General features: G+C 38.5%; 21 protein-coding genes. 10 read left to right on the top strand and 11 right to left on the bottom strand.

Going from position 1 to position 26,059, the window contains the following annotated elements; translation table 11 throughout:
• Positions 1–183: 183 nt before the first annotated feature.
• From CXF85_RS08255 to CXF85_RS08215, 9 genes are all read right to left on the bottom strand, one after another.
• The gene (locus CXF85_RS08255) at positions 184–603 is read right to left on the bottom strand and encodes a VOC family protein (protein ID WP_101228057.1); all 420 of its coding nucleotides are present in this window, start codon (positions 601–603) and stop codon (positions 184–186) included.
• A gap of 54 nt (positions 604–657) precedes the next feature.
• Positions 658–1,320 (bottom strand): endonuclease III, encoded by a 663-nt coding sequence (gene nth / locus CXF85_RS08250; protein WP_101228056.1) that lies wholly within the window; start codon positions 1,318–1,320, stop codon positions 658–660.
• Positions 1,321–1,424: 104 nt separating this feature from the next.
• Positions 1,425–2,234, bottom strand: coding sequence for an electron transport complex subunit E (locus CXF85_RS08245; RefSeq protein WP_232771129.1), 810 nt, complete (start codon positions 2,232–2,234; stop codon positions 1,425–1,427).
• Positions 2,224–2,922 carry an electron transport complex subunit RsxG gene (gene rsxG, locus CXF85_RS08240; protein WP_101228061.1) on the bottom strand — a complete coding sequence of 233 codons (699 nt, stop codon included), beginning with the start codon at positions 2,920–2,922 and terminating at the stop codon, positions 2,224–2,226. Before rsxG ends, CXF85_RS08245 begins: the two co-directional genes overlap by 11 nt.
• A gap of 53 nt (positions 2,923–2,975) precedes the next feature.
• Complete coding sequence (gene rsxD, locus CXF85_RS08235) at positions 2,976–4,037, bottom strand: electron transport complex subunit RsxD (RefSeq protein WP_101228055.1); 1,062 nt, start codon at positions 4,035–4,037, stop codon at positions 2,976–2,978.
• Between the two features lie 71 nt (positions 4,038–4,108).
• Positions 4,109–6,421, bottom strand: coding sequence for an electron transport complex subunit RsxC (rsxC, locus tag CXF85_RS08230; protein WP_101228054.1), 2,313 nt, complete (start codon positions 6,419–6,421; stop codon positions 4,109–4,111).
• Between the two features lie 6 nt (positions 6,422–6,427).
• Positions 6,428–6,997 carry an electron transport complex subunit RsxB gene (gene rsxB / locus CXF85_RS08225; RefSeq protein WP_101228053.1) on the bottom strand — a complete coding sequence of 190 codons (570 nt, stop codon included), beginning with the start codon at positions 6,995–6,997 and terminating at the stop codon, positions 6,428–6,430.
• Position 6,998: 1 nt separating this feature from the next.
• Positions 6,999–7,580: an electron transport complex subunit RsxA gene (gene rsxA, locus CXF85_RS08220; RefSeq protein WP_101228052.1), complete on the bottom strand. Its 582-nt coding sequence runs from the start codon at positions 7,578–7,580 to the stop codon at positions 6,999–7,001.
• A gap of 460 nt (positions 7,581–8,040) precedes the next feature.
• Entirely contained in the window at positions 8,041–9,945 is a 1,905-nt protein-coding gene (locus tag CXF85_RS08215) for an EAL domain-containing protein (protein WP_101228051.1), read from the bottom strand.
• Positions 9,946–10,524: 579 nt separating this feature from the next.
• Between CXF85_RS08215 and rimP the strand changes: the two genes are divergently transcribed.
• The 9 genes from rimP (at position 10,525) to CXF85_RS08170 (ending at position 22,700) form a co-directional block, all read left to right on the top strand.
• The gene (gene rimP, locus CXF85_RS08210) at positions 10,525–10,980 is read left to right on the top strand and encodes a ribosome maturation factor RimP (RefSeq protein WP_101228050.1); all 456 of its coding nucleotides are present in this window, start codon (positions 10,525–10,527) and stop codon (positions 10,978–10,980) included.
• 49 nt (positions 10,981–11,029) lie between these two features.
• A complete protein-coding gene (nusA, locus tag CXF85_RS08205; protein WP_101228049.1) occupies positions 11,030–12,526 on the top strand; it encodes a transcription termination factor NusA in 1,497 nt (498 codons plus the stop codon).
• A 21-nt stretch (positions 12,527–12,547) separates the two neighbouring features.
• Positions 12,548–15,217, top strand: a complete 2,670-nt coding sequence (gene infB, locus CXF85_RS08200) for a translation initiation factor IF-2 (protein ID WP_101228048.1) — start codon at positions 12,548–12,550, stop codon at positions 15,215–15,217.
• A gap of 202 nt (positions 15,218–15,419) precedes the next feature.
• The gene (gene rbfA, locus CXF85_RS08195; RefSeq protein ID WP_101228047.1) at positions 15,420–15,851 is read left to right on the top strand and encodes a 30S ribosome-binding factor RbfA; all 432 of its coding nucleotides are present in this window, start codon (positions 15,420–15,422) and stop codon (positions 15,849–15,851) included.
• Positions 15,852–16,799 (top strand): tRNA pseudouridine(55) synthase TruB, encoded by a 948-nt coding sequence (gene truB / locus CXF85_RS08190; protein WP_101228046.1) that lies wholly within the window; start codon positions 15,852–15,854, stop codon positions 16,797–16,799.
• A gap of 508 nt (positions 16,800–17,307) precedes the next feature.
• Positions 17,308–17,577, top strand: coding sequence for a 30S ribosomal protein S15 (rpsO, locus tag CXF85_RS08185; protein ID WP_101228045.1), 270 nt, complete (start codon positions 17,308–17,310; stop codon positions 17,575–17,577).
• A gap of 347 nt (positions 17,578–17,924) precedes the next feature.
• Positions 17,925–20,039 carry a polyribonucleotide nucleotidyltransferase gene (gene pnp, locus CXF85_RS08180; protein WP_101228044.1) on the top strand — a complete coding sequence of 705 codons (2,115 nt, stop codon included), beginning with the start codon at positions 17,925–17,927 and terminating at the stop codon, positions 20,037–20,039.
• Between the two features lie 126 nt (positions 20,040–20,165).
• Positions 20,166–21,083, top strand: a complete 918-nt coding sequence (nlpI, locus tag CXF85_RS08175) for a lipoprotein NlpI (RefSeq protein WP_101228043.1) — start codon at positions 20,166–20,168, stop codon at positions 21,081–21,083.
• A 66-nt stretch (positions 21,084–21,149) separates the two neighbouring features.
• Positions 21,150–22,700 (top strand): tetratricopeptide repeat protein, encoded by a 1,551-nt coding sequence (locus CXF85_RS08170; protein ID WP_232771128.1) that lies wholly within the window; start codon positions 21,150–21,152, stop codon positions 22,698–22,700.
• 16 nt (positions 22,701–22,716) lie between these two features.
• Here the strand turns inward: CXF85_RS08170 and CXF85_RS08165 are convergent, their stop codons facing one another.
• Positions 22,717–23,085 carry a hypothetical protein gene (locus tag CXF85_RS08165; RefSeq protein WP_157829045.1) on the bottom strand — a complete coding sequence of 123 codons (369 nt, stop codon included), beginning with the start codon at positions 23,083–23,085 and terminating at the stop codon, positions 22,717–22,719.
• A 209-nt stretch (positions 23,086–23,294) separates the two neighbouring features.
• Here CXF85_RS08165 and CXF85_RS08160 point away from each other — a divergent pair, with 209 nt between their 5' ends.
• Positions 23,295–25,019, top strand: coding sequence for a SufS family cysteine desulfurase (locus tag CXF85_RS08160; protein WP_101228041.1), 1,725 nt, complete (start codon positions 23,295–23,297; stop codon positions 25,017–25,019).
• Between the two features lie 200 nt (positions 25,020–25,219).
• On the opposite strand, the gene tcdA is transcribed toward CXF85_RS08160, so the two are convergent.
• Positions 25,220–26,050, bottom strand: coding sequence for a tRNA cyclic N6-threonylcarbamoyladenosine(37) synthase TcdA (gene tcdA / locus CXF85_RS08155; RefSeq protein WP_101228040.1), 831 nt, complete (start codon positions 26,048–26,050; stop codon positions 25,220–25,222).
• Positions 26,051–26,059 lie beyond the last annotated feature (9 nt).

Genomic DNA, 26,059 nt, shown 5'->3' with positions numbered 1-26,059 from the left:
AATATAGAATAACTATGTTTAAGTAATTTTGCTTGTTCTAAGCTCGCTAATACAACTCTAAGCTGATCAATTTATTAGTGTAATTGGTATCATTAAAAAACGCACATAAAAGTAGCAATAAAAAGCCCGGTACTGATTTTTATCAGTACCGGGCTTTTTATTGCTAATGAGAAATTCTTTGATTTACCAAGAACCGCTATTTTCCATACTTAACCATGGCTCTTGTGGCGCTAAAGAGCCATCTTTTTGTAATAACTCTATCGCTATACCATCAGGGGAGTTAACAAAGGCCATATGACCACAGCGAGGTGGTCTGTTAATGGTAACACCAGCGTCTTGTAATTTTTGACAGGTTTGATAAATGTTATCAACTTCAAAGGCTAAGTGACCGAAACTACGCCCAGCAGAGTAATCTTCAGTAGAACCCCAGTTGTGAGTGAGTTCAACTTCAGGGCCACCTATTTCAGTTGCTAGGTAAACTAAAGTAAATTTTCCTGCAGGTACTTCACTTCGTCGTGTTTCAATTAAGCCAAGTTTATTGACGTAAAAATCAAGCGATTGGTCTAAATCACGTACACGTACCATGGTATGTAAAAACTTCATAAAGCTCTCTTTTTGTTAGAGTAATTTTGGATGTAAGTGTATCAACTGAGATTTTTATTCGTCTTCTTTAGAGCCGTATTCACATAAATCTTCAATGATACAAGAGCCACATTTTGGTTTTTTTGCTGTGCAGGTGTAACGCCCATGCAATATGAACCAGTGGTGTAAGTTAAACATAAACTCTGTTTTTCTGGGCGTTAGTTTTATTATATTCGCTTCAACGTGGTCGACCGTTTTACCGGGCGCATATTTAGTGCGGTTAGCAAGTCTGTATATATGGGTATCTACCGCTAAAAAATAGTTACCTTCATTGTCTTTTAACCAACCAAAAGCGGTATTTAACACAACGTTAGCTGTTTTACGTCCAACACCCGGTAGGGCTTCTAATGCTGCTCTATTTTCAGGTACTTCACCACCATGTAAATCAACTAACATTTGGCATGTTTTAATGGTGTTTACTGCTTTGGTATTAAATAAACCAATGGTTTTTATATAGCTTTTTAAACCATCAAGGCCAAGGTCTAAAATAGCTTGGGGTGTATTGGCTATTGGGTAGAGCTTGTCCGTTGCTTTGTTAACACCAACATCCGTTGCTTGTGCTGATAATAAGACGGCAATGAGCAGTTCGAACGGGCTAGTATAGTTTAGCTCAGTAACTGGATTGGGGTTATTGTCACGGAGCCGCGTTAACATCTCTATGCGTTTTTCTTTATTCATGGCTCTACTATTCTCTCGCTTATTATGCGCGTTGATACGTACTCAGGCTTAATTAACCATTAATTTTATTATGATAAAATACTTTATCGATAAGGAATTAGTCGTTAAGAGTCAAAGTTAACACGAACTCTTTCAATAACTTGCTCTGTATCGACTACTTTTTTATTTTTTATATGGCTATCAATAGCATTTTTTAGCGCAATTAAAATGCCCATCGCAATAAAAGCGCCGGGTGGTAAAATAGCTAATAAAAATTGATTATCAAGTTGCATGACTTCAACTCGAAGTACACTAGCCCATTCGCCAAATAATAAGTTGGCACCATCAAAAAGTGTACCTTGCCCGAGTATTTCTCTTATTACGCCTAACAAAAGTAAAATAATGGCGAAACCTAGGCCCATCATCAGTCCATCAAAGGCTGATTGTTTTACCGGATTTTTTGATGCATATGCTTCGGCTCTGCCAATAATCGCGCAGTTAGTTACGATTAAAGGTAGGAAAATACCTAAAGACTGGTAAATACCGTAGGTAAAAGCGTTCATCAGCAACTGTACGCAGGTTACAAAGGCGGCAATGATCAATACAAAGATAGGGATACGAATTTCTTTAGGTACCCAATGACGGATTGCCGATACGGTTGCATTTGAGCAGATGAGTACTAACAGTGTAGCTAAGCCTAGACCTAAGGCATTAGTAACTGTTGACGTTACTGCTAGTAACGGGCATAAGCCAAGCAGTTGCACTAAACCAGGGTTGTTTTTCCATAACCCTTGTATGGCTAATTCTTTATACTCGGCCTTAAGTTCAGACTTAATAAGTTCAGCTTGAACCGCTGCAGCAGCGATTTCCTGTTCATCAGAGCTATTAGTTGGTTTAGTTTCATTACTATTTTGTGGTGCTATTTCATTGCTCATTAGCAGCCTCGTCAATTGGTGTTGTAGTTGTCAGTGTAGATGTCGATGCTGGTGTAAGAGCGGCTTCTCCACAAGCATTCGGGTAAGCTAATAATTTCGATTTATTTGAGTTAAAGTAATTTAATGTACTTTTAACACCTTTTACTACAGCACGCGGTGTAATGGTTGCACCGGTAAACTGGTCAAACATGCCGTTATCTTTACTTACAGCCCAGCGACTATCGTCTTCTGAAAGCATTTTTTTATCGGTAAAACTGTTGATCCAATTACTCTTTCTAATTTCAACTTTGTCACCTAAACCAGGTGTTTCTTGATGCTTTAGTACTCGAACACCGCTAACGGTTCCGTCAAGGTTGATAGCCATAATAAAGTCAATATTACCATTGTAGCCTCGTGGCGCGGTACTGGTCATAGCAACGGCAACGACTTGACCTGACTTTCTTGCAATATAGGCAGTTTTAATTTTATCCGAGCCGAGCTCAGGGGCCGTTATCAGAATACAGTCATTCGCAATGTCGTTGTCATAACGACTCGGGTCGATAATGCTATGTAATGTTCTTAATAACTGTTGTTGCTCTTGAACCTTTATACGGTCTTTAGTGAGTTCACTGACTAAACTAACCGCTAAAGTACAAGCAATGGCGAAGAGCGCAAGGATTTTTGTGTTTTTAGAGATGGCAGTAGTCAATGGAGACTTTTCAGGCTCAGATTTTACTTGGGTAGCGTCAACTTTATCAGACATCACTTATCTCCCTTTAAATGACCATAGGTGCGAGGGCGAGTGTACTGATCTATCAGCGGCGCAGACATATTACACAGTAAAATAGCAAAAGCGACACCATCAGGGTAACCACCTGCTGTACGGATTAAGTAAACCAATAAGCCCGCGAGTAAACCGACAATAATACGACCTTTGTTACTGGTAGCACCCGTTACCGGGTCAGTTAGAATGAAAAATGCGCCTAACATAGTAGCACCAGAAAACCAGTGGAACATAGTAGAAGCACTGCTATCAGGGTTGAGGCTATAGCTGATAAAAGAGCAGATAAATAAACTTAACAGAAAACTGAGTGGTGTTTGCCAAGCAATGGCTTTTTTAGCAATAAGGAATAGTCCACCTACTAAAAACCCAGCATTTACCCATTCCCAACCTAAAGCAAAATTATCGCCAAAAATGGGGTTTTTAATACTTTCGAAGACAGTTAAACCCAAGCCGGTATTGGTTTTTAAGGTATCAAGCGGCGTTGCCATAGTGAAGCCGTCAATACTGGTACGTACTTGCTCTACTGAATAACCTTCAACGGTAAATCCCGTTAAAATAGTGGTTAAGGTATTAGCAAAGTTGAGATCTACAGCAACTAACGATAGCGGTGGTTGCCAAATTGTCATTTGCAAAGGAAAAGAAACCAGTAACATGACATACCCTGCCATAGCTGGGTTAAATGGATTATGACCAAGGCCACCATAAAGTTGTTTAACAATGACAATCGCAAACATTGTGCCAATAACTGAAATCCACCAAGGCGCTAATGCGGGTAAACATATGCCGATTAATAAGGCGGTTAATAAGGCACTACCATCAAATAATTCATGTGAGATTGGTTTTTTACGCAGTGATAGCACCGTAAACTCACAAACAAGTGCGGTGGCCATCGCTAAGCCAATATGAATTAAATTGCCCCAACCAAAGAAATACCACTGGGCTAAAACGCCGGGTAGGGTAGCGTAAATCACCAAACGCATTAAGTTAGGTGTTTTTGTGTGATTATGGTTATGCGGTGAACTTGCTATCCAAAATGCCATTATTTATGTCGACTCGTCGGGTTGTTTCGCTGATAAAATTCTATTCGAGTTTGTTTGTTGTTTCTCATGCTTTACACGCTATCTTGGTCATTGTTTTCAACTGAACTGGCTTCTTTTAGTTTCTTTTTTGCTTTCGCTTTAGCAATTGCAGCGGCAATTTTTGCCTTTTTATCCATTGCTGGAGTCGGCGTACTTTCGGCTAAGCTTTCATTTTGGTTTTTGCTGTCACTGTTTTCAGCATTTTCAGTTACAACAATATCTTCAGGTATCGCTTGTGCTGAATTAGAAGGGCTGTGATCAGTTGGTGTTACATTACTCGTAACCGTAGCGCTAACGTTATTAGCCGCTATTTTTTCTTCGTTTAGCGATTCTGCTTTAGCATTTGCTTTTGCGAGTGCTTTGCTTTTTGCTTTCGCGATAGCGGCAGCAACTTTTGCTTTTTTATCATCGATATTGACTGTTTTTTCTGCCACCGTTTTGTCGGCCAAGGTGTTGTCGGTGACTTTATCGGTGTCAGTAACTTCCGCGTTTTTACTGAGCTTCTTTGCTTTTGCTTTGGCAACTGCCGCCGCTATTTTAGCTTTTTTATCATCAACAGTAGGTTGTTGAGTGACTGTTGTTTTTGTTTCGACAGTGTCGACGTCTACCGCTTTATTTGTATCATCACTGCTATTTGACAGTTTAGTTGCGGCTTCAGCTTTAAGTTGCTTCTTCGCTTTAGCTCGAGCTATCGCTGCTGATACTTGAGACTTCTGGTCATCGACAACCTCGGTAGATAAATCAGCTGGTGCATCGGGTGTATCGACTTGCGCTTTCGACGCTTTTTTAGCTTTCACACGTGCAAGCGCAGCAGCAACCGCTGATTTAGCGCCTGTTGCTTCAGGTGTCGCTTTATTCATAGCCGCTTTACGCGCTGCGGCTGCTTTTTTATGTTTCTCTTGTCGCGCGATTTTTTCTTTTTCTAAGCGTAACTTACGTGCTTCAAAACGGATTTTGGCTTTTTCTGCTTTTAAATCTAACTGTTGCTGTTCACGTATTTCGGCTTTAGCAATACGGTAGTAATGCACTAAAGGAATTTGACTCGGGCAAACATAGGCGCAGGCACCACAATCGATACAGTCACTTAAATTCAGTTTTTTTAATTGTGCGTGATCTTTAGCTTTTGCGCTCCATTGCAATTCTTGCGGCAACAATTGACTAGGGCATACATCGCTACATTGACCACAACGAATACATTCAACCTCTTTACTTTCTTTTTCAAAAGCACTCGGCATTTCAACTTTACTGGGTACTAAAATACAGTTACTGGTTTTAACAATAGGTACTAGCTCACTAGAGACACTAAAGCCCATCATTGGACCGCCCATGATTACTGGCTGATTTTCATTTTCAATATTTTGCACACTACATTGTTCAAGCAAGAAATTTATGGGTGTGCCCAGTAATGCCCAGACATTTTGTGGCTTATTTAAAGCTTGTCCCGTTACGGTAACAACACGACGAATAAGCGGTGTGTCGTGTCGAACGGCTTCATTGATAGCAAAGCATGTCGCAACGTTTTGCATAACAATACCAGCGTGAATAGGCAGTTGGCCGGACGTAACTTCTGTACCGGTTAAAATTTGAATCAGCTGCTTTTCGCCACCTGTTGGGTATTTAGTTGGCACCACACAAACTTTTATTTTCTCAATGCTCGCGGTGGCTTGTTGTAGTGCTTTAATTGCTTTAGGTTTATTGTCTTCTATCGCAATTAAAATGAAAGCTGGAGTTAATAGCTTATCAATAATTTTGATGCCATCTACAATAGCGTTACTTTGTTCCATCATTAACAAGTCATCAGCAGTGATGTAGGGTTCACACTCTGCGCCGTTGATGATAAGGAAGTTAATGTCGGGTTGGCGGTTTACTTTGATATGGGTTGGAAAACCTGCGCCGCCCATACCGGCAATACCTGCATCAGCAATTTTTTCAATTATTTGGTGATTAGTAAGTTGTTCTATATCGTGACAAAGCTCTCTTTTACGCCATGTATCTTCACCATCAACATCAAGAAATATACACAATTGGCTTAAACCAGAAGGGTGAGCAATGACGGACATTTTGATAGCACTGATAGTGCCACTTGTCGGAGCATGAATTGGCACTACCATCGGGTTAGTGCTTAGCGTTAGCGCTTGCCCTTTTAATACGCGATCGCCGATAGTAACCAGTAAATCACCTTCTCGGCCGATATGCTGTTGTAGCGGGATAATTAACTGTTTTGGTAAAGAAAGCTGTTTTATCGGCTTGCTTGACGTTAGAAATTTTTGTTCAGGGGGATGAATGCCACCATGAAAATCCCAAAAATGGCCACGCGTGATACGTTCTACTACTGATTCCACCATACTCTCCTAATCCAGTTGTTTTACTGGAATACTGGTTAAATCCCATTGCCAATTATGAATAGTCTCTGGCAACTCACGCATTTCAATACAATCTACAGGACAAGGAGCAACACATAAGTCACAACCCGTACACTCATCTATGATAATGGTATGCATTTGCTTTGCTGCACCGATAATGGCGTCAACAGGGCAAGCCTGAATACACTTTGTACAACCAATACAATCTTCTTCAATAACAAAGGCGACTTTAGGGCGATTACTTTGCGCTACATCGCCTTTTACGTGACTTTCATCAAGAGGTTGAACTTCAACACCCATTAAATCAGCTATTTTTTTGATGGTATCTTCACCGCCAGGAGCACATTTATTGATAGCTTCACCATCAGCAACTGCCTGAGCGTAAGGTTTACAACCTGGGTAACCACATTGACCACATTGTGTTTGAGGAAGTAGGGCATCTAGTTGTTCGACAATGGGATCGGCATCTACTTTAAAACGTACGGAAGCGAAGCCGAGTAGAGCACCAAATATGGCAGCAATACTGCCCAATACAAGGATAGCAAGAAGGATGTTCATGTTAAATTTTCACCAAACCGGAAAAACCAAGGAAAGCTAATGACATTAAACCAGCGGTAATCATTGCGATAGCAGTACCTTTAAAAGGTGTAGGTACATCGGCATTGGCAAGTTTTTCACGCATAGCGGAAAACATCACTAATACTAGGGAAAAACCTAGTGCGGCACCAAAGCCATAAATTATAGATTCGAAAAAACCGTGTTGTAATCTCAAATTGAGCAAGGCAACACCTAATACCGCACAGTTTGTGGTGATAAGTGGTAAGAAAATCCCTAATAATCGGTAAAGGCTAGCACTGGTTTTATGAACAACCATTTCAGTGAACTGTACAACAACGGCAATCACCAAAATAAAACTCATGGTGGTAAGGTATTCAAGGTTGAGTGGCACAAGTAGGTAGGTGGTAACTAAATAGCTCAGCAGAGATGCCAGCGTCATCACAAAAACAGTAGCGAAGGACATGCCGATAGCGGTTTCAGTACGTGAAGAAACCCCCATGAATGGACATAGGCCAAGAAATTGCACTAAAACAAAGTTATTTACGAGTACAGTGCCAACGAGTAGTAACAGATAATCAGTCATTTACTTTAAGGGTCATTTGGTTATTTATTATAATAGTAGCGCTATTATCCGTGTTTTTAGTTTATTTAACAACACACCGTCAGTAGGGGTATTACGCTTTTATTCATTTTCTTTGCTTTGAAATAACAAATTGCTATACCCATCATACCTCAAGATACAGTTTCAGAGCTAAGCTAGTAAATCAGAGCAAGGCGCGATACGATGATAATGGTTATTCCCTTATCAAGTATCGCAACGCCGAGCTGCTTTTCTAGCTTAGCTCCCTACGGGAAAGCCGATAAAGGGTCATCTCCGGCGTTATTGATTTAGACAATAGAATAACTATTCTCGTCAATCAATGCCTTGTAGCTAACCCTTTTTCGACTTGCTGAAATCTGCAGCTTGAGTGTGATGGGTATATATAAAAAAGCCGAATGGTTTAAAACATTCGGCTTGATAGGTTATCAATAGACTTAGTTAATTATAGTTGAGCGGGTTTTCCAACATAGTAACCCTGACAACCATCGATAAATAATTTTTCTAAGGTGTGTTTTTCTTCTTGGCTTTCGACACTTTCAGCTAATACGCTAATGCCTAGTCTATGAGCTAAATCAACCATTAAACGCAAGAAGTATTGGTTGTTCTTATCATCATCAATATCGCGAGTATAAGAACTATCCATTTTAATATAATCAGGTGTTAAATCTCGGAAGAATTTAAATGATGTTAAACCTACACCAAAACGTTCTACAGTTACCCTGGAGCCAACTCGGTGTAACATATCAACTAAACGTTTAGCCGTTTTTATGTTTTGTTGCATACCTAACTCTGATATTTCAAAGACTAACCGAGGAGAGGCAGTAGGCTCACGTAGTAATTTACGCTCTAACCAAATCATAAAATGTTCATCGTTAATGCTGCGAGGGCTAATGTTGATGCCATAACTACTTTCTAACATATTTTTACTGGTTATTTCTTTAATCACTGTTTCGATGATAAGTCGGTCTACTTCGATGATTTTATCTAGCTTTTCAGCCATGGCAATGAAGGTTGCTGTAGGTAACATGTCGTCATTAGCATTAAGGAAACGGGCTAATACTTCACTATATATTTTATTATTACGACCACTTGGTAATATAGGCTGTAATAATAAGGTCACTCGACCAGAATCTAGCACGCTATCTATTTCATGTCGCCAATTTTGACTGCCAAAGTTAGCACTATTATCAGTTAAAATATCAATGTCTTTTTGCGAATACCATGAGTTTGTTTTTTGTGTTTGAGCAACACTTACGCCAGTATCGGCTAATGCTAATAGCTCACCTAGTGGTTTTGATTTGTCAAAATACACCAATCCTGTAAAGGCGACAGAGTCTAATTCATTCATTTGCTGGTAGTCATTAAACTTAAGCGTTAGGTCACTCGCGTAGTTCTCGGCTACTTTCAATTGTTCGTTAGGTAAGATAGTGGCAAAGTCTGAGCTATTCAAACGGAAAAGCTTACCTGTTGGTCTTGTCGCCAAAGCTGCTTTTATTATCTCAGCTACTTTTATAATGTAGTTGTCGCCGGAGTTATAGCCATGAACTTGGTTAATGGTTTGCAGTTCAGAGCAGCGAGTAATAAGTATAACGCCAAACTTAATAGGACTATCTTGTACAATCTGATTTTCATAAAACTGCACAAATCGATTACGATTCTCAATACCGGTTAAACTATCGACATGCGCTTCAATTTCTAAATTGGTAGTATTTTTAAATTGCTTCGTCATCATCGACTTTATTTCAGCAATACCTTCTTCTAGAGCAGGAATGTCTAGTAGTTGCTCATTACTCTTTTCTTTGGTAATAAAATCTACGTCATTAATCTGCGCGAGTTCATTACTAATTTGTTGACTGATCACACGAAGTATAGCGAATTGTAATTTATAATTTAATCGTGCAGAAATCAAAACAAAGAGTAGGGATAGTGCAATAACACCGACAAAAAAATTGGTCAAAAACGCTATGATATCAATAAAGTTTAACTGGTATTGAACTTGTAAATTAAGTTTTCCGGCTGAAACTGTTTTACGTTGAGCTAAAAAAGAGTCAACTATGTGGGTTTCATTATTTTGATAATTAACTAAAGTTTGAGAGTCACTTTTAATCAGTAATGTTTGATAATCATTGCTAGCATGCAAGATAGTCGCTAATTTAGTTGCCATCTCTTGAGCTGGCGTTTCATCTTCAACAAATTGTTGACTGATGGTTTGAATCGTTTTTTGTTGTGCGAGTGTTTGCTGATTCACGTAGGCACTAAGTAGTGCAAAAGCCATAGCGGCTAACGCGATTATAAAAACTAACGCAAATAATATATTTTTGATAAACAACTTAGAAAACTTATACATAATGAAATTTAATGCTCCGTTTAAAACCCATCAAGAAGTAAATACATACCGCTTATTATCAGCGCTGATTATTGTATGAAATGATAGCTATTAATATAGCCATATTATAGGGGCAATACTAACGTATTGTAAAATATAAATTAAATTTAGCTAATGTTTTCTAGTAATTAATAGCACTAATTTTGATAAAAAAAACGACTTTCTAATCGATAATGCTTAATGCCCCTTGCGCTTGATGGCGAGCCAATATATAATTTGCCACAATAGAACTTAATAAGATGTCACTGAATAAATACACACATATTGTCTTGTAGATAGTGTGGTTTATATTCTTATTAATATTATTAGTAGTTATGCTACTAATAACCAGATTAAACTTGTTATTCTTGTTTAATCTAGGGGGAAAACAGTGAAATAAGCCCCTATCTTGGGGTTTTTTGTTTTTTAAAGCGTAGATAATACGTAATTAATGACAAAAAAGGCAAAATTTCGCTGGGCTACACGCCCTTTTTTTATATCTAAAATTTATATTCACCGCTTATGTATTTGTCATAAGGGTTGAATAACAGGAGAACAAGATTGGCTAAATTTGAGCAAAAACTAACTGATTTATTAAGACCTGCAGTTGAAGAAACTGGCAAAACATTGCGAGGCATTGAGTATCTTAGTGCGGGCAATAACTCAGTTTTACGTTTGTTTATTGACCATGAAGATGGCATCAATGTTGACGACTGTGCAGAAGTAAGCCGTCAAGTAGGTGCACTATTAGATGTAGAAGACCCTATTAGTAGTGAATACAGTCTAGAAGTTTCATCACCAGGTGTTGATTGCCCATTATTTGAATTAGCACATTTCCAAGAAGTTATTGGTGAAATAGTTAATGTTAGATTATCGATGCCTTTAAATGGTCGTCGTAAGTTTAAAGGGCCGTTAGTTGCCATAGAAAACGATACATTAATAGTACAAGTCGACGGCATCGATTATGAACTTGCTATCAGCAATGTAGATAAAGCGAACCTTGTCGCAAAATTATAAAGCTTAAGTATTTTTACAAACACTTAACATAAATTAAAGGCTAAGTAGCATGAGTAAGGAAATATTACTGGTTGTTGATGCGGTTTCTAATGAAAAAGCATTACCAAGAGAAAGCATTTTTGAAGCAATGGAAACAGCTTTAGAAACAGCTACCAAGAAAAAATATGAAGGTGACATTGAAGTACGTGTTGCTATTGACCGTATTACAGGCGAGTTTGATACTTTTCGTCGTTGGTTAATTGTTGAAGACGGCAATGAACCGATGGAAAATCCCTATGCTGAGATTGGTTTAGCAGCAGCGCAATATTCTGATCCAGAATTAAACGTAGGTGATTATTCAGAAGATCAAATTGAGTCAGTAAAGTTTGACCGTGTAACTACGCAAACTGCGAAACAAGTTATCGTTCAAAAAATACGTGAAGCTGAACGTGCTTTAGTAACTGAAGCTTATCAAGAGCACTTAGGTGAGATTGTTACTGGTGTTGTTAAAAAAGCTAGCCGTGAAAGTGTCATCGTTGATTTAGGTAATAATGCAGAAGCGGTTATTTACCGTGATGATATGTTACCACGCGAGACATTTCGTCCGGGTGACCGTGTACGTGGTTTGTTGTATGAAATTAAACCTGAAGCACGTGGTGCACAATTATTTTTAAGCCGTACTAAAGCTGAAATGTTAATTGAACTTTTCCGTGTTGAAGTACCTGAAATTGGCGAAGAATTACTAGAAATAAAGGGTGCAGCTCGTGATCCTGGTTCTCGTGCCAAAATTGCTGTTAAAAGTAATGATAAACGAATTGATCCTGTTGGTGCTTGTGTTGGTATGCGTGGTTCACGCGTTCAAGCCGTATCTGGTGAGTTAGGTGGAGAACGTGTTGATATCGTATTATACGATGATAACGTTGCTCAATATGTAATTAACGCTATGTCACCTGCTGAAGTCGCTTCAATAATTGTTGATGAAGACAAAGGCACAATGGATATTGCTGTTGAAGAAGCTAACTTAGCAATGGCCATTGGCCGTAGTGGTCAAAACATTCGTTTAGCAAGCCAGTTAACTGGTTGGGAACTGAATGTAATGACTGTTGCTGATATGAAAGAAAAGCATCAGGCAGAAAACGATAAAGTATTAAACTTGTTTATTGATAAGTTAGATCTTGATGAAGATTTTGCAACATTACTTGCTGAAGAAGGCTTCACTTCATTAGAAGAGATTGCTTATGTACCAGTAGCTGAAATGTTGGATATTGAAGGTCTTACTGAAGAAATCATTGAAGCGCTTCGTGACCGTGCTAAAGAAGCGTTAACTACGCAAGCACTTGCGAGTGAAGAGACTTTAGAAGGTGCTGAACCAGCGCAAGACTTACTTGACCTTGCAGGTTTAGAACGTCATTTAGCATTTGTTTTAGCAAGTCGAGGTGTTCGCACACTTGAAGACTTAGCTGAACAAGGTATCGATGAAATAAGCGATATTGAAGATTTAGATGAAACCAAAGCGGGCGAGCTAATCATGGCTGCACGTAACATTTGTTGGTTTAACGAAGAATAATAACACCGGAGAATAATATAGATGGCAGATATAACTGTAGCAGAACTTGCCAAAGAAATCGGAACACCGGTGGATCGCTTAGTAAGCCAATTGGCTGACTCAGGCGTGAATAAATCGGCTACCGATGCTATTACGCAAGATGAAAAAGAATCCTTATTAGGACACCTTAAAAAACAACATGGTGATGAGTCGGAAGCAAAGCCGAACAAACTCACTTTGAACCGTAAGACTAAGTCTACTCTGACAATGGGTCACGGTAGTAAAGCTAAATCGGTTAATGTTGAAGTTCGTAAAAAACGCACTTACGTGAAACGTAGTGACGTTGAAGATGAAAAAATTGCTGAAGAAGCGGCTAAAGCAGAAGCTGAAGCAGCTATTTTAGCCGAAGCAGATGTTAAAGCTAAAGCCGAAGCTGCAGCGAAAGAAGCTGAAAACGAAAAAGGCGTAGCAGCAGCTAAAGCTGAAGTTGAAGCCGAGCGTAAAGCTGAAGCGAAAGTTGAAGCAGCAGCTAAAGCAAAAACTGCCGCAGTAGAAAAAGCTAAAAACGTTGAGCAAGCGCCTGAAAAGGTAGCTGAAACAGAAGAATCGAAAAAACTTCGTTTAGCTCAAGAAAAAGAAGCGGCAGCAAAAGTTGAAGCAGAAGCAGCAGAAGCGGCAGCAGCAGCTAAAAAGCTTGCAGAAGAAAATGAAGGCCGTTGGAAAGAGCAAGAAGCTGAACGTAAAGCAAAAGAAAAAGAAGTAGTACATTTAACTTCTTCTGTCTATGCACAAGAAGCTGAAGATAAAAGCGATACGGCTGATGAAAGTGGACGTCGACGTAAGAAGAAAAAACCAGCTGATCGTAATGCTCGTGGCCGTAATAGTGGCCGAGGAAAAGGTAAAACTTTATCTTCTCCGGACAGTTTAAAACATGGCTTTACTAAGCCTGTTGAAACTAAATTACAAGACATCCGTATCGGTGAAACGATTTCTGTTGCTGAATTAGCCAATAAAATGGCTAAGAAAGGCGCTGAAGTTGTTAAAGCTATGTTTAAATTGGGCGCTATGGCGACCATCAACCAAGTAATTGACCAAGAGACTGCGGCACTAGTTGCTGAAGATATGGGCTTTGAAGTCGTACTTGTTAAAGAAAATGCTTTAGAAGAAGCAGTACTTGCTGATCGTCAGGATACGGGTGAAGAGATCACTCGTGCGCCAGTTGTTACTATTATGGGTCACGTTGATCATGGTAAAACATCACTACTTGATCACATTCGTGAAGCGAAAGTTGCTGACGGCGAAGCGGGTGGTATTACTCAACATATCGGTGCTTATCACGTAGAAACTGGTCATGGTATGATCACCTTCTTAGATACTCCTGGTCATGCTGCCTTTACTGCTATGCGTTCTCGTGGTGCTAAAGCAACAGATATAGTAATCATTGTTGTTGCTGCAGATGATGGTGTTATGCCACAGACGATTGAAGCTATTCAACATGCTCAAGCTTCTGATGCGCCAATCATCATTGCCGTTAACAAAATGGATAAAGAATCTGCTGATCCAGATCGTGTTAAAAGTGAATTATCACAACACGGCGTGCTTTCAGAAGAGTGGGGCGGTGAAGTTCAATTCTGTCACGTATCTGCTAAAACTGGTTTAGGTATCGACGATTTACTTGATTCTATCTTGTTACAATCGGAAGTATTAGAGTTAACTGCTATTGTCGATAAAATGGCAAATGGTGTTGTTGTAGAATCTAAATTAGATAAAGGCCGTGGCCCAGTAGCGACTGTACTGGTACAAGAAGGTACTTTAAAGCAAGGCGATATCGTACTTTGTGGTTTAGAATATGGCCGTGTACGTGCGATGCGTGATGAGAATGGTAAAGCCATTCAATCAGCTGGCCCATCTATCCCAGTTGAAATTATCGGCTTAAGTGGTGTTCCACAAGCGGGTGATGAAGCGACTGTTGTTAAAGATGAAAAGAAAGCGCGTGAAGTTGCTTTATTCCGTCAAGGTAAATACCGTGATGTGAAACTTGCTCGTCAACAAAAAGCTAAACTTGAAAATATGTTTGCTAGTATGGCTGAAGGCGATATTTCAGAAGTAAATGTAATCGTTAAATCTGATGTTCAAGGTTCACTTGAAGCAATCAATGATTCATTACTTAAACTTTCTACTGATGAAGTTAAAGTTAAAATTATTGGTTCAGGTGTTGGTGCTATCACTGAAACTGACGCAACGTTAGCGGCTGCTTCTAATGCCATAGTTGTTGGTTTCAATGTTCGTGCTGACGTTTCTGCTCGTAAAGTAATTGAAGCAGAAAACATCGATTTACGTTACTACAGTGTTATCTACGCCTTGATTGAAGAAGTTAAACAAGCCATGAGTGGTATGTTAGCACCAGAATTCAAGCAAGAAATCATTGGTCTAGCTCAAGTACGTGATGTGTTTAAGTCACCTAAAATTGGTGCTATCGCTGGTTGTATGGTTACTGAAGGTATCATCAAGCGTAGCGCACCAATTCGTGTATTACGTGAGAACGTAGTTATTTACGAAGGCGAACTTGAATCATTACGTCGCTTTAAAGATGACGTTCAAGAAGTTCGTAACGGTATTGAATGTGGTATCGGTGTTAAGAACTACAATGATGTACGTGTTGGTGATCAGATCGAAGTATTTGAAACAATCGAAATCAAACGTTCATTATAACTAGTATCTCATTGCTAGTCGGAACAACTATTGCGTTGGAAGTACTCATTGACATGCGTCAACTCCGTGCTTCCGCCTTATATTTGAACCAACTAGCTTCGAGCTAATAGTTAACTATTTTTCAAAAGGGGCTTATGCCCCTTTTGTGTTAATTATTGATAATTGAAAGTTGTTGTAAATAACAGCTTCATAGGAGTATACGATGGCTAGAGAATATGCCCGTACTGACCGAGTAGGTCAGCAAATCCAAAAAGAAATCGCGACTATTTTAATGCGCGAAATTAAAGATCCTCGTTTAAGCATGACAACGGTGTCGGCTGTCGAAGTGACTCGTGACTTAGCTTACGCTAAGATTTTTGTTACTTTTTTTAACGATAATGCCGATGAAATTAAGGCTTCACTAGAAGTATTAGCAGAAGCTGAAGGTTATATCCGTTCATTGCTAGGCAAACGTTTACGTGCGCGCATTATGCCGCATTTACGCTTTGTTTATGATAGCTCAATGAGTGAAGGTGTTCGTATGAGCGCTTTGGTAGACCAAGCTGTTGCAAGTGATAAGAATCATGATACACAAGTTGACGATGCACAGGTTGACGACGAAAAAAGTGTTGATAGTGAGCAGGGCGAGTCATAAATGGCTAAACGTAGAAAAGGCCGTGCAATAAATGGCGTGCTGTTATTAGATAAGCCACATGGCTTGTCATCTAACCATGCTTTACAATCGGTTAAACGTATTTATTTTGCTCAAAAAGCGGGTCATACGGGGGCATTAGACCCTTTGGCAACCGGTATGTTACCCATTTGTTTGGGTGAGGGCACTAAATTCTCACAGTACTTACTTGATACAGATAAAACCTATCAAGTCACTGCCAAGCTAGGTATTCGTACTACGACTAGTGATGCTGGTGGTGAAGTTGTCAGTGAGAAAGAAGTCAATGTGTCAGATGAACAACTTGCTGATGCGTTAGATACCTTTCGTGGTACAACCAAACAAGTGCCATCAATGTATTCGGCACTTAAACATCAAGGTCAGCCTCTGTATAAATATGCAAGAGAAGGCATTGAAGTACCACGTGAAGCGCGTGATATTACCGTCTTTAATCTTGAGTTATTACGCTTTGAGCATGATGAAGTCGAATTGAATATTCATGTATCTAAAGGTACTTATATTCGAACTATCGTCGATGATCTAGGTGAACTGTTAGGTTGTGGAGCACACGTGGCACACCTGAGACGTTCTGCTGTGGGTAATTATCCAATAGACAAAATGATAACGTTACCTGAGCTTGAAGCACTGCTTGAAAAAGCTAATGAAGATGAAATAACACCTTCGGATGTTCTTGACCCATTGTTACTACCGATGAATAGTGCGGTAGACGGTATGCACCGCGTATACGTTGATGATATGTCAGCTAATTTTTTACGTCACGGTAACCCGGTACAAGCTTATAATCAACCTGAATCTGGTAGCGTACAAGTCTATCTAGGTGAAGACGAAAATGATGCAAACGTTGAGTTTATCGGTGTAGGTTTTATCAATGATGATGGTTTAGTAGCACCTAAGCGTATTGTCGTTATTTAAAGCATAAGTATATACCCGTTCCATTTGAAGATGCTCGTTTCAGGAAACCTGAATGAATCATATTCAAGGCACATTTTTTTGTTAAGGGTCACTCCCTTAAAAACAAATGTACGACGAGTATGGTTTACTCAGTTTTCCCCAAAGGGCTGGTTTATAAACGCTTTATGCTGCGTTATTGATTTCGACAATAGAATAACTATTTTCTTCAATCAATGCCTTGCTTAAAGACGTTTATAATTCCAGCTGAATCCTGCATCTTCAAGTGGAACGGGTATAAAGCGTAAACGTAGAACATATGTATAAAGCGTAAATAGCAGAAAATTACTTTAGCTAATAAGGTCGGGATTAAACTAATCGCTTGCTTTTTAGTTATTGGCTGCTAGAATACGCGCTCTTTCGTCATCAATGCTAAATTAGTGTTTGGCTTGATGCGTATTTTAATCTCTTAACTCACTAATATTGTATTAAATAGTATTGAGGGTAGGGTCAACACACTAAGGATTTTATAATGTCTTTAAATGCTACAGAAAAAGCTGCTATCGTTGCAGAATATGCTCAATCAGAAGGTGATACTGGTTCTCCAGAAGTTCAAGTTGCTTTGTTAACTGCACAAATCAACCACTTACAAGGTCACTTCAAAGAGCACATCCATGATCACCATTCACGTCGTGGTTTATTACGTATGGTTGCACAACGTCGTAAATTACTTGATTACCTTAAAGGTAAGAACGTTGAACGTTATACTGCAGCAATCGCTAAATTAGGTCTACGTCGTTAATAAAACGATTTATACTTACTTTAGAGTACAAAAAGGAGCCTAGTGGCTCCTTTTTTGTTGTCTGAAGCAAAGTAAATGCAGTTAAAAAGTCAAGAAATGGCCTTTGAAGCTAGCATTCATCTGCTTAGTTAGTATAATAAGCGAGAAAATTTTTAAGCATTGCTATTTAAGTCTCACTATTAAGTATCACGGTAAGTTTTGCAATCTTAAATATTTCAATGAATAAACGAAACTAAACCAATCCAAACTGTATAATTTTTTGTTCGACTTAACCTAGTATTTTATAGCTAAGTGAATAAATAATTGTACAGATTGGTGAATACATCTCATCCATTAAGGAACACTCTATGTTCAATCAAGTTACTAAAACATTTCAATTCGGTAAGCATACCGTAACATTAGAAACAGGCGCTATCGCTCGTCAAGCATCTGCAGCTGTAATGGCAAGCATGGACGATACTTGTGTACTTGTATCTGTTGTTGCTAAAAAAGAAGCTAAACCTGGACAGGATTTTTTCCCGTTAACTGTAAACTATCAAGAACGTGCATACGCTGCTGGTAAAATCCCTGGTAGCTTCTTCAAACGTGAAGGTCGTCCTTCAGAAGAAGAAACACTTATCGCGCGTTTAATTGACCGTCCAATCCGTCCATTATTCCCAGAAGGTTTCACTAACGAAGTACAGGTAATTATTACTGTTGTTTCTGTAAATCCTGAAATTTCTCCAGATATCATTTCTTTAATCGGTACTTCTGCTGCATTAGCTATTTCAGGTGCACCATTTAGTGGCCCTGTTGGCGCAGCACGTGTTGGTTATGTTGATGGTCAATACATCCTTAACCCATTACAGTCTGAACTTCCTGCAAGTCAATTAGACCTAGTTGTATCTGGTACTGATTCGGCTGTATTAATGGTTGAGTCTGAAGCAGATGTATTATCTGAAGAAGTAATGCTTGGCGCTGTTGTATACGGCCATGAGCAAATGCAAGTAGCTGTTTCAGCAATCAAAGAATTCAAAGCAGAAGTTAATACTCCTTCTTGGAATTGGGAAGCTCCAGTTAAAAATGCTGAGTTATTAGCTAAAATTGCTGAGTTAAGTGAAGCACAAGTAAACGAAGCTTATCAAATTACTGAAAAAGCTGTTCGTTATGAAAAAATTAAAGAAATCCGCAACACAGTAATTGAAACGTTATTAGCACAAGATGCTGATCTTGACGTTCAAGATGCTAAAGATTTATTCCACGATTTAGAAAAAACTGTTGTACGTGGTCGTATTACAGATGGCAACCCTCGTATTGATGGTCGCGATCCTGAATCGATTCGTGCATTAGACGTGATGACGGGTGTTTTACCACGTACTCATGGCTCTGCAGTATTTACTCGTGGCGAAACTCAATCTTTAGTAACTGCTACGTTAGGCACACAACGTGATGCTCAGCGTTTAGATACTATCATGGGTGACAAAACTGATACGTTCATGCTTCATTACAACTTCCCTCCATACTGTGTAGGTGAAACTGGTTTTGTTGGCAGCCCTAAGCGTCGTGAAATTGGACATGGCCGTTTAGCTAAACGTGGCATGTTAGCTGTTATGCCTACGATTGAAGAATTCCCGTACTCAGTACGTGTTGTTTCTGAAATCACAGAATCAAACGGTTCATCTTCAATGGCTTCTGTTTGTGGCGCATCTTTAGCATTAATGGATGCTGGTGTTCCAATTAAAGCCTCTGTTGCTGGTATCGCGATGGGTCTAGTTAAAGAAGGCGAAAAATTCGTTGTTCTTTCTGATATTTTAGGTGATGAAGATCACTTAGGTGATATGGACTTTAAAGTTGCTGGTACTACTGGTGGTATTACTGCACTTCAAATGGACATCAAAATTGAAGGTATCACGCAAGAGATCATGCAAATTGCTTTAAACCAAGCAAAAGCTGCACGTACTCATATCTTATCTGTAATGGATGAAGCTATCGGTGGACACAGAGACGATATCTCTCAATTCGCTCCTCGCATTCATACAATGAAAGTAAGCCAAGATAAGATTCGTGACATCATTGGTAAAGGTGGTGCAACAATTCGTCAGTTAACTGAAGAAACTGGCACTACAATTGAAATCGAAGATGATGGTACTGTTAAAATTGCTGCAACTTCTGGTGAGCAAGCTGAAGATGCTATCAACCGCATTAAAGCATTAACTGCTGAAATTGAAGTAGGTACACTTTATACGGGTACAGTAGTACGTATCGTAGATTTTGGTGCTTTCGTTAATGTACTTCCGGGTAAAGATGGTTTAGTACATATTTCTCAAATCTCTGAAGAGCGCGTTAACAACGTAAGCGAAGTCTTAACAGAAGGTCAAGAAGTGAAAGTTAAAGTACTAGAAGTAGATCGCCAAGGTCGTGTACGTTTAAGTATCAAAGAAGCAATGGAAAAACCAGCAGAAGTAACACCAGCTGCTGAGTAATCATGTAAAGTAATAGTTTAGTAAAAAACTTTTACATTTCATTAAGTAAAAAAGGAGCCATAAGGCTCCTTTTTTGTTTATAATGAAATATTCTCATTGTTACTTATTTATTTATAAGGCTTTTTTGTGCATTCTCTTATCAAAATTACTCTCCTAACGTTACTGTTAAGTAGTACCTTGCTGACGCAAGGTTGTACCTCAAGCCCCAGTGGACAGAGCAATAACATTTCTTCTTCAATAATGAATAACCTGGTCATTGCCGAGCCACTATCAATTAACTTTAAGAGTGAAATAGCCATTGCACGGTTATCTGAAGTGATAAATAGAGCGAAAATAACTGATGAACAAAGAGCACAATTATTTTATGACCGCGGTGTTTTGTACGACAGTGTAGGTTTACGATCGTTAGCAAGATTTGATTTTACCCATGCCTTACAGTTAAAGCCTAACTTAATTGATGCTTATAATTTTTTAGGTATTCATTACACGCAACTGCAAGAGTTTTCTCAAGCCTATGAGAAGTTCGATTCTGCCTTAGATTTGGCTCCTGAGCATGAATATGCTTATTTAAATAGAGGGATCGCACTGTATTATGGATCTCGCCCTGAGCTGGCTAGTCTCGACTTTCAAGCTTTTCATCATAAGCAACAAGACGATCCGTACCGCTTATTGTGGCTTTATTTGACTGAGTATGAGATTGACCCACTAGCGGCAAAATATTCACTAAAGCAACGAGCTGAACTAGTTGATGATCGTATTTGGGCTAAGCAAGTTATTCACCTTTACTTAGGTGATATTTCGCAAGGGCAGTTTGTTAAAAACTTAACAAAAAATGTGAAATCAAACAAAGAACTAACAGAACGCTTATGTGAAGCTTATTTTTATTTAGGTAAATATAATCAAACGTTAGGCCAACGTGGTAGCGCAGCCAATTTCTTTAAATTAGCATTAAGCACCAATGTGTATGAGTTTGTTGAGCACAGATACGCAAAACTTGAGTTAGAGTTAATGCGGACTAAAACAGCAACCAATACTCAACCCTAATTGAGCTTTTAGTCAGTCTAAGTGCGCTTTATTAACGTTAACCTTTTCATAGTAATGATGAGCTCGATGATATTTATATCATCAAGCTCATTTTTTTTACCTGCTTATTTGACTAAGCAAATAAACGATAATAATTATAGTGATGGGCAATTCAGTTTTGCTTTAAAAAATCATTATGTCGCGGCGCTAAAAATAGAAGAGAACAAAGCTGTATTAGGCAGTATTAATTGGATTACCCTTAATAGAGAGTTAGCTAAAAGCCAATCGGAGTCGGCATTAAAGTTGGGTTATTGGTATCAAGGAATAGTAACAAATGAAAAACTTGATGCGTTAAATAGCAATGCTATTATGTGGTTTGAACAAGCGATACGTTTGCATTCACAACAAGCCGTTGTCGATCTTGCTCAGCTATATTTTCAACAAGGTGAAATTGTAAAAGCCCAATCAACATTAAGGCAATCATCAGAGTTATTGTTAAGCAATCGTATTGGTGAATCAGTACTTGCTTTACGTATTAAGATTGCTATTCATTTAGGTGATACCTCACTGATCAAGCAGTTATCAAACTCAGATGTGTTAAAGGGATCCTTGCATAGTACTACGCTCAGCCTAATAGCGGATATGGATAAATACGCGATTGTTAAAAATAGCAGCATAAGAAACGATTTCGCTGATGTGAAGCTTGCTAACTCGGTTGGGGGTCCACTAAGCTGTATCACAAGCTTACAATTATTTGCCACCAACCTTAAACACTTAAAGCATCTTGAAGTGTTGATTAATACCTTTAACAAACAGCAACCCCTTGCTCAGTATGTATGTCTATCAACACCACGTTATATTAGCATTAAGCAACTTGACTGCGAGGCTCAATCACAAAAGACAATGACATGTGATGAAACTCGTTGGCAAGATATCGCTGAAGAGGTAGATAGTCGCCACATAGGATTAATGCTTAATGAAGGTGGGGCAAATGTGCACTTAGGCATATTATATTTTGATGTTAAGGATAGTGCCGACGTTTTTAGCCATGAAGTCAGCCATTTATTAGGCTTTGTAGATGAATATCCATTAACCCAAGATCATGATAATTGCCAAGGCATACAGTCCAGCCCATTCTCACATAATATCGCGGTATTGAAAAATCATTATCAAGGGGATAAGAACAAACTAAGAGCGATGTTATTGAAGAATGTATCATGGGCAAATAGCATTAATGAGAATACTCCGATTTTGCAATCAATGGATAATCAAACGAGCAAGAAAAAAAAGTGGCGTCTAGGCACACCTTTAGAATATAAAGACCAAATAGGTATTCATATTTCAGAAAGCTGTCAAAAATCTAGTTCAGATAATAATGCTTCATCGAGTTATTCAGCGTTTAAACCCTTAAGTCGCCGTACTCAACTAAGATATTTTGCTGAGGACTTCCCTGAGGAATACCTCACCTTGATTAAGAAAAATCCATCAGGCTATTTGATGCCGAGCTTTCATTACAATATTGCTTTAGCGCTGTATCAACAAGGTGAGGTTGTCGAAGCCAAGTACTGGTTAAACAAAGCGGCACAGTGGGAGGATAATCCATTAAAAAAAACAATAGTAATAAGAGGAGGTTTATAATCGTTAGGAAATACTATTAGCTGGGCCTTTTTATTACTACTACCTTGTGATCTAGGATCCCTTTATCAACAGTCTCAATGACTTTATTTTTATCGTGGTTTTTCAATATAATTGTTGCCCGTTTTTTACGGCTAATATCCAAGTAGATTATTTCATTTTTTTTTGTTTTTGATTTAGCTTCAGTAATTGGCCAATAGGTAAAACTGTTTATATATTGTATTTCTTGAGCTGCTTTTTTACACTTTAACTTGAGATTATAGTTAAAGTTAGCACTGACTTCTTCAGCGCACTTTATTTCTTCATCTGTAGGTATAACAGCTTCGTTTGGATGAAAATACTGCTTGAATATAATTTTGACTTGGTAGATATAAGCAAAAAAAGTCATATTAGAGACCATTGGAGAAGGACACTTACTAGTTATAGCCCATATTTCCTTATTTTAGCGAATGTCAATTAGGCTTAACTTTACTACTAGACCTAGCTATAAAGCACGTTATTAACTAAGTACCTAAATTACAGAGGGAAAATATGTTATAATAAAAGTGTATTTTTTATTAATTTTTTAAGCTGCTTCACCTTAATCATGAGTCTTTTATGAACCTTTTTGAACCTCACCTATTTCGTCGACAATTTCCATTGATAGAAAACTATGATAAATCATTGATTGAAAAAAACGGTTTAACATCATCTTTAATTTATTTTGATAATGCAGCTACCACTCAAAAACCACAGCAAGTTATCAATAGTCAGCAACATTATTACCAACGCCTGAATGCCAATGTTCATAGAGCCTCTCATCAGCTAAGTAGTAAAGCAACGTTCGCTTTTGAAAATGCACGTACTTTGGTACAAAACTTTATAGGGGCAAACAGTGTTAAAGAAATTATCTGGACGAAAGGCGCTACTGAAAGTATTAATATTGTCGCCCAGAGTTTAGCAAGAAATACCTTAATACCGGGAGACGAAGTTGTTCTATGTGCCAGTGAACATCACGCAAACATTGTTCCTTGGCAAATTGTTGCGGAGCAAACCGGTGCGATAATCAAAGTCTTACCCTTAACTAACAGTGGTTATATTGATATCGATGAAATAGATAATATCATCACTAATAATACCAAATTTGTCGCTTGCGCTCATATATCCAATGTTTTGGGACGCATTAATCCTATCAAAGAAATTATTGCTAAAGCAAAGTCTGTTGGTGCAATTAGTTTGATCGATGGGGCTCAAGCGATCGCTCATTTATCTATCGATGTACAATCACTTGAGTGTGACTTCTACGTTTTTTCAGCACATAAAATGTATGGTCCAACAGGAGTTGGTGTGCTTTATGGAAAAGAAGAGCACCTTGAACGTATGTTGCCTTATCAAGGGGGAGGGGAAATGATTAAAGCAGTGAGTTTTACTCAAGCGACAACATTCAATGAATTACCCTTTAAGTTTGAAGCAGGAACACCTAATGTTGCCGGTGTGATTGCTTTTGCAGAATCTATTGATTTTTTAGCACCCTTTTTAGCTGATGATACTAACAGCTACAACCTATACGAGCAAAAACTTGTTGATCATTGCTTCCACGCGTTAGCTAAAATAGAGCAGGTAAAATTTATTGTTGATGGTAAACCTGATATTGGTGTGATCGCGTTTACCTTAACAGGGCATCATAATCAAGATATAGCCACGTCCCTTGATACTTATGGTATCGCTATTCGCTCTGGTCATCATTGTGCTATGCCACTAATGGCGTATTTGAATATTGATGGTTGCTTAAGGGTATCCTTGGCTGCTTATAATACCATTGCAGAAATTGATTACTTTATCGAAAGTCTGAAAAATATTTTACACGATGCAGCTTTTGAGACAATAAATGAACAAGTCAGTAAGCAAGCAGGGGAGGTTAGAGAAACAGACCCATCTGTAAATGAGATGGATGATATCATTTCATTATTTTCTAATACGAAAGGCTGGGATAGCCGACATAGAGAAATTATGTTGCTAGGTAAGACACTCCCACGTTTAGATAAAGCATTACGTAATGAAAATACGCTGATATCGGGATGTGAAAGTCTTGCTTGGCTTAAAGCTGAATACAATAAAGAAGGTTTATATACGTTTAGCGCAGATAGTGATGCTAAAATAATTCGAGGTTTACTGGTGATTGTACTTGCTGCCTTCAATAATAAAACAGCTCAGCAGATTATTGAATTTAATATTAATAATTATTTTAGTGATTTAGGCTTAATGCAACATTTAAGTCCTTCGCGTGGCAATGGATTATTGGCTATTGTGGCGAAAATTCAATTATTATCACGAGAAAACTAATAAAATGCACTGCTTTATTTTTAAAAGGGTCTAAATTTCATCTAATATCGCTTGTTACAATCTCGATAGCCAACTTTTACACAATCAACAGTCTTGTGACGGTAAATTGATTATCATTAAAATTTTAATGCTTTACTCATTTAAGTGCTAAAAAAACGGGTAAAGCAGAGAGATCATAACAATTTCAATGAATAGTTATGCTACTTTGTATATTGTATGCGATTCTTTTTGAGTAGCTTATCAATGGCCCTACCGACGGCAAAAAATGCAAAAGTAGCGGTAACATGGGTTGTTGCACCAAAACCAGTATGACAATCTAAACGGGTAGCACCTTTATCGCCTGAACTCGTATCTGGTTTTGCTAAGCAAACCTCCCCCTCTTTTCCATCAACAGGGTAGCGTAATTGCTCTGTTGAATAAACGGCATCAATTGAGAATTTACGTTTACCTGCTGTTTTTAGATCAGCACGCGGGAAGTTGAATTCTCTGCGTAGTTGGTTTTTTACTTTAGCAAGTAAGGGGTCTTGATAAGTCTTGCTCAAGTCAGTGATTTCAATTTTACTTGGATCAACCTGACCGCCAGCACCACCAATAGTTATAATGGGTAATTTACTTCCCCGACAAAAAGCAATGAGGCGTGTTTTGATGTCGACAGAGTCTATGGCATCAATGACATAATCAAAATCTTTAGTAATTAAACTCGATAGATTTTCCACAGTAACAAAGTCTTCAATTATATTTATTTTGCACTCAGGATTGATTTGTTTGATGCGCTCAGCCATTACATCAACTTTACTTTGGCCAACGGTGTCGGTAAGCGCGTGGATTTGACGATTAATATTGGTGGTACAGACATCATCCAAATCAATTAATGTGATTTGTCCGATACCATTACGGGCTATAGCTTCAGCCGCCCAAGAGCCTACGCCGCCAATACCAATGATACAAAAATGGGACTGTTGCAGAATGTTAGCGCCATGAGCGCCGTATAAACGGCTAATGCCGCCAAATCGTAAGGAATATTCAGACATAATCAAGTA

The sequence above is a fragment of the Colwellia sp. 75C3 genome (genome assembly GCF_002836255.1).
Classification (GTDB): Bacteria; Pseudomonadota; Gammaproteobacteria; order Enterobacterales; family Alteromonadaceae; genus Colwellia.
The sequence above is the reverse complement of the archived record's forward strand: the minus strand, read 5'-3'. Positions and strand labels throughout refer to the sequence as shown.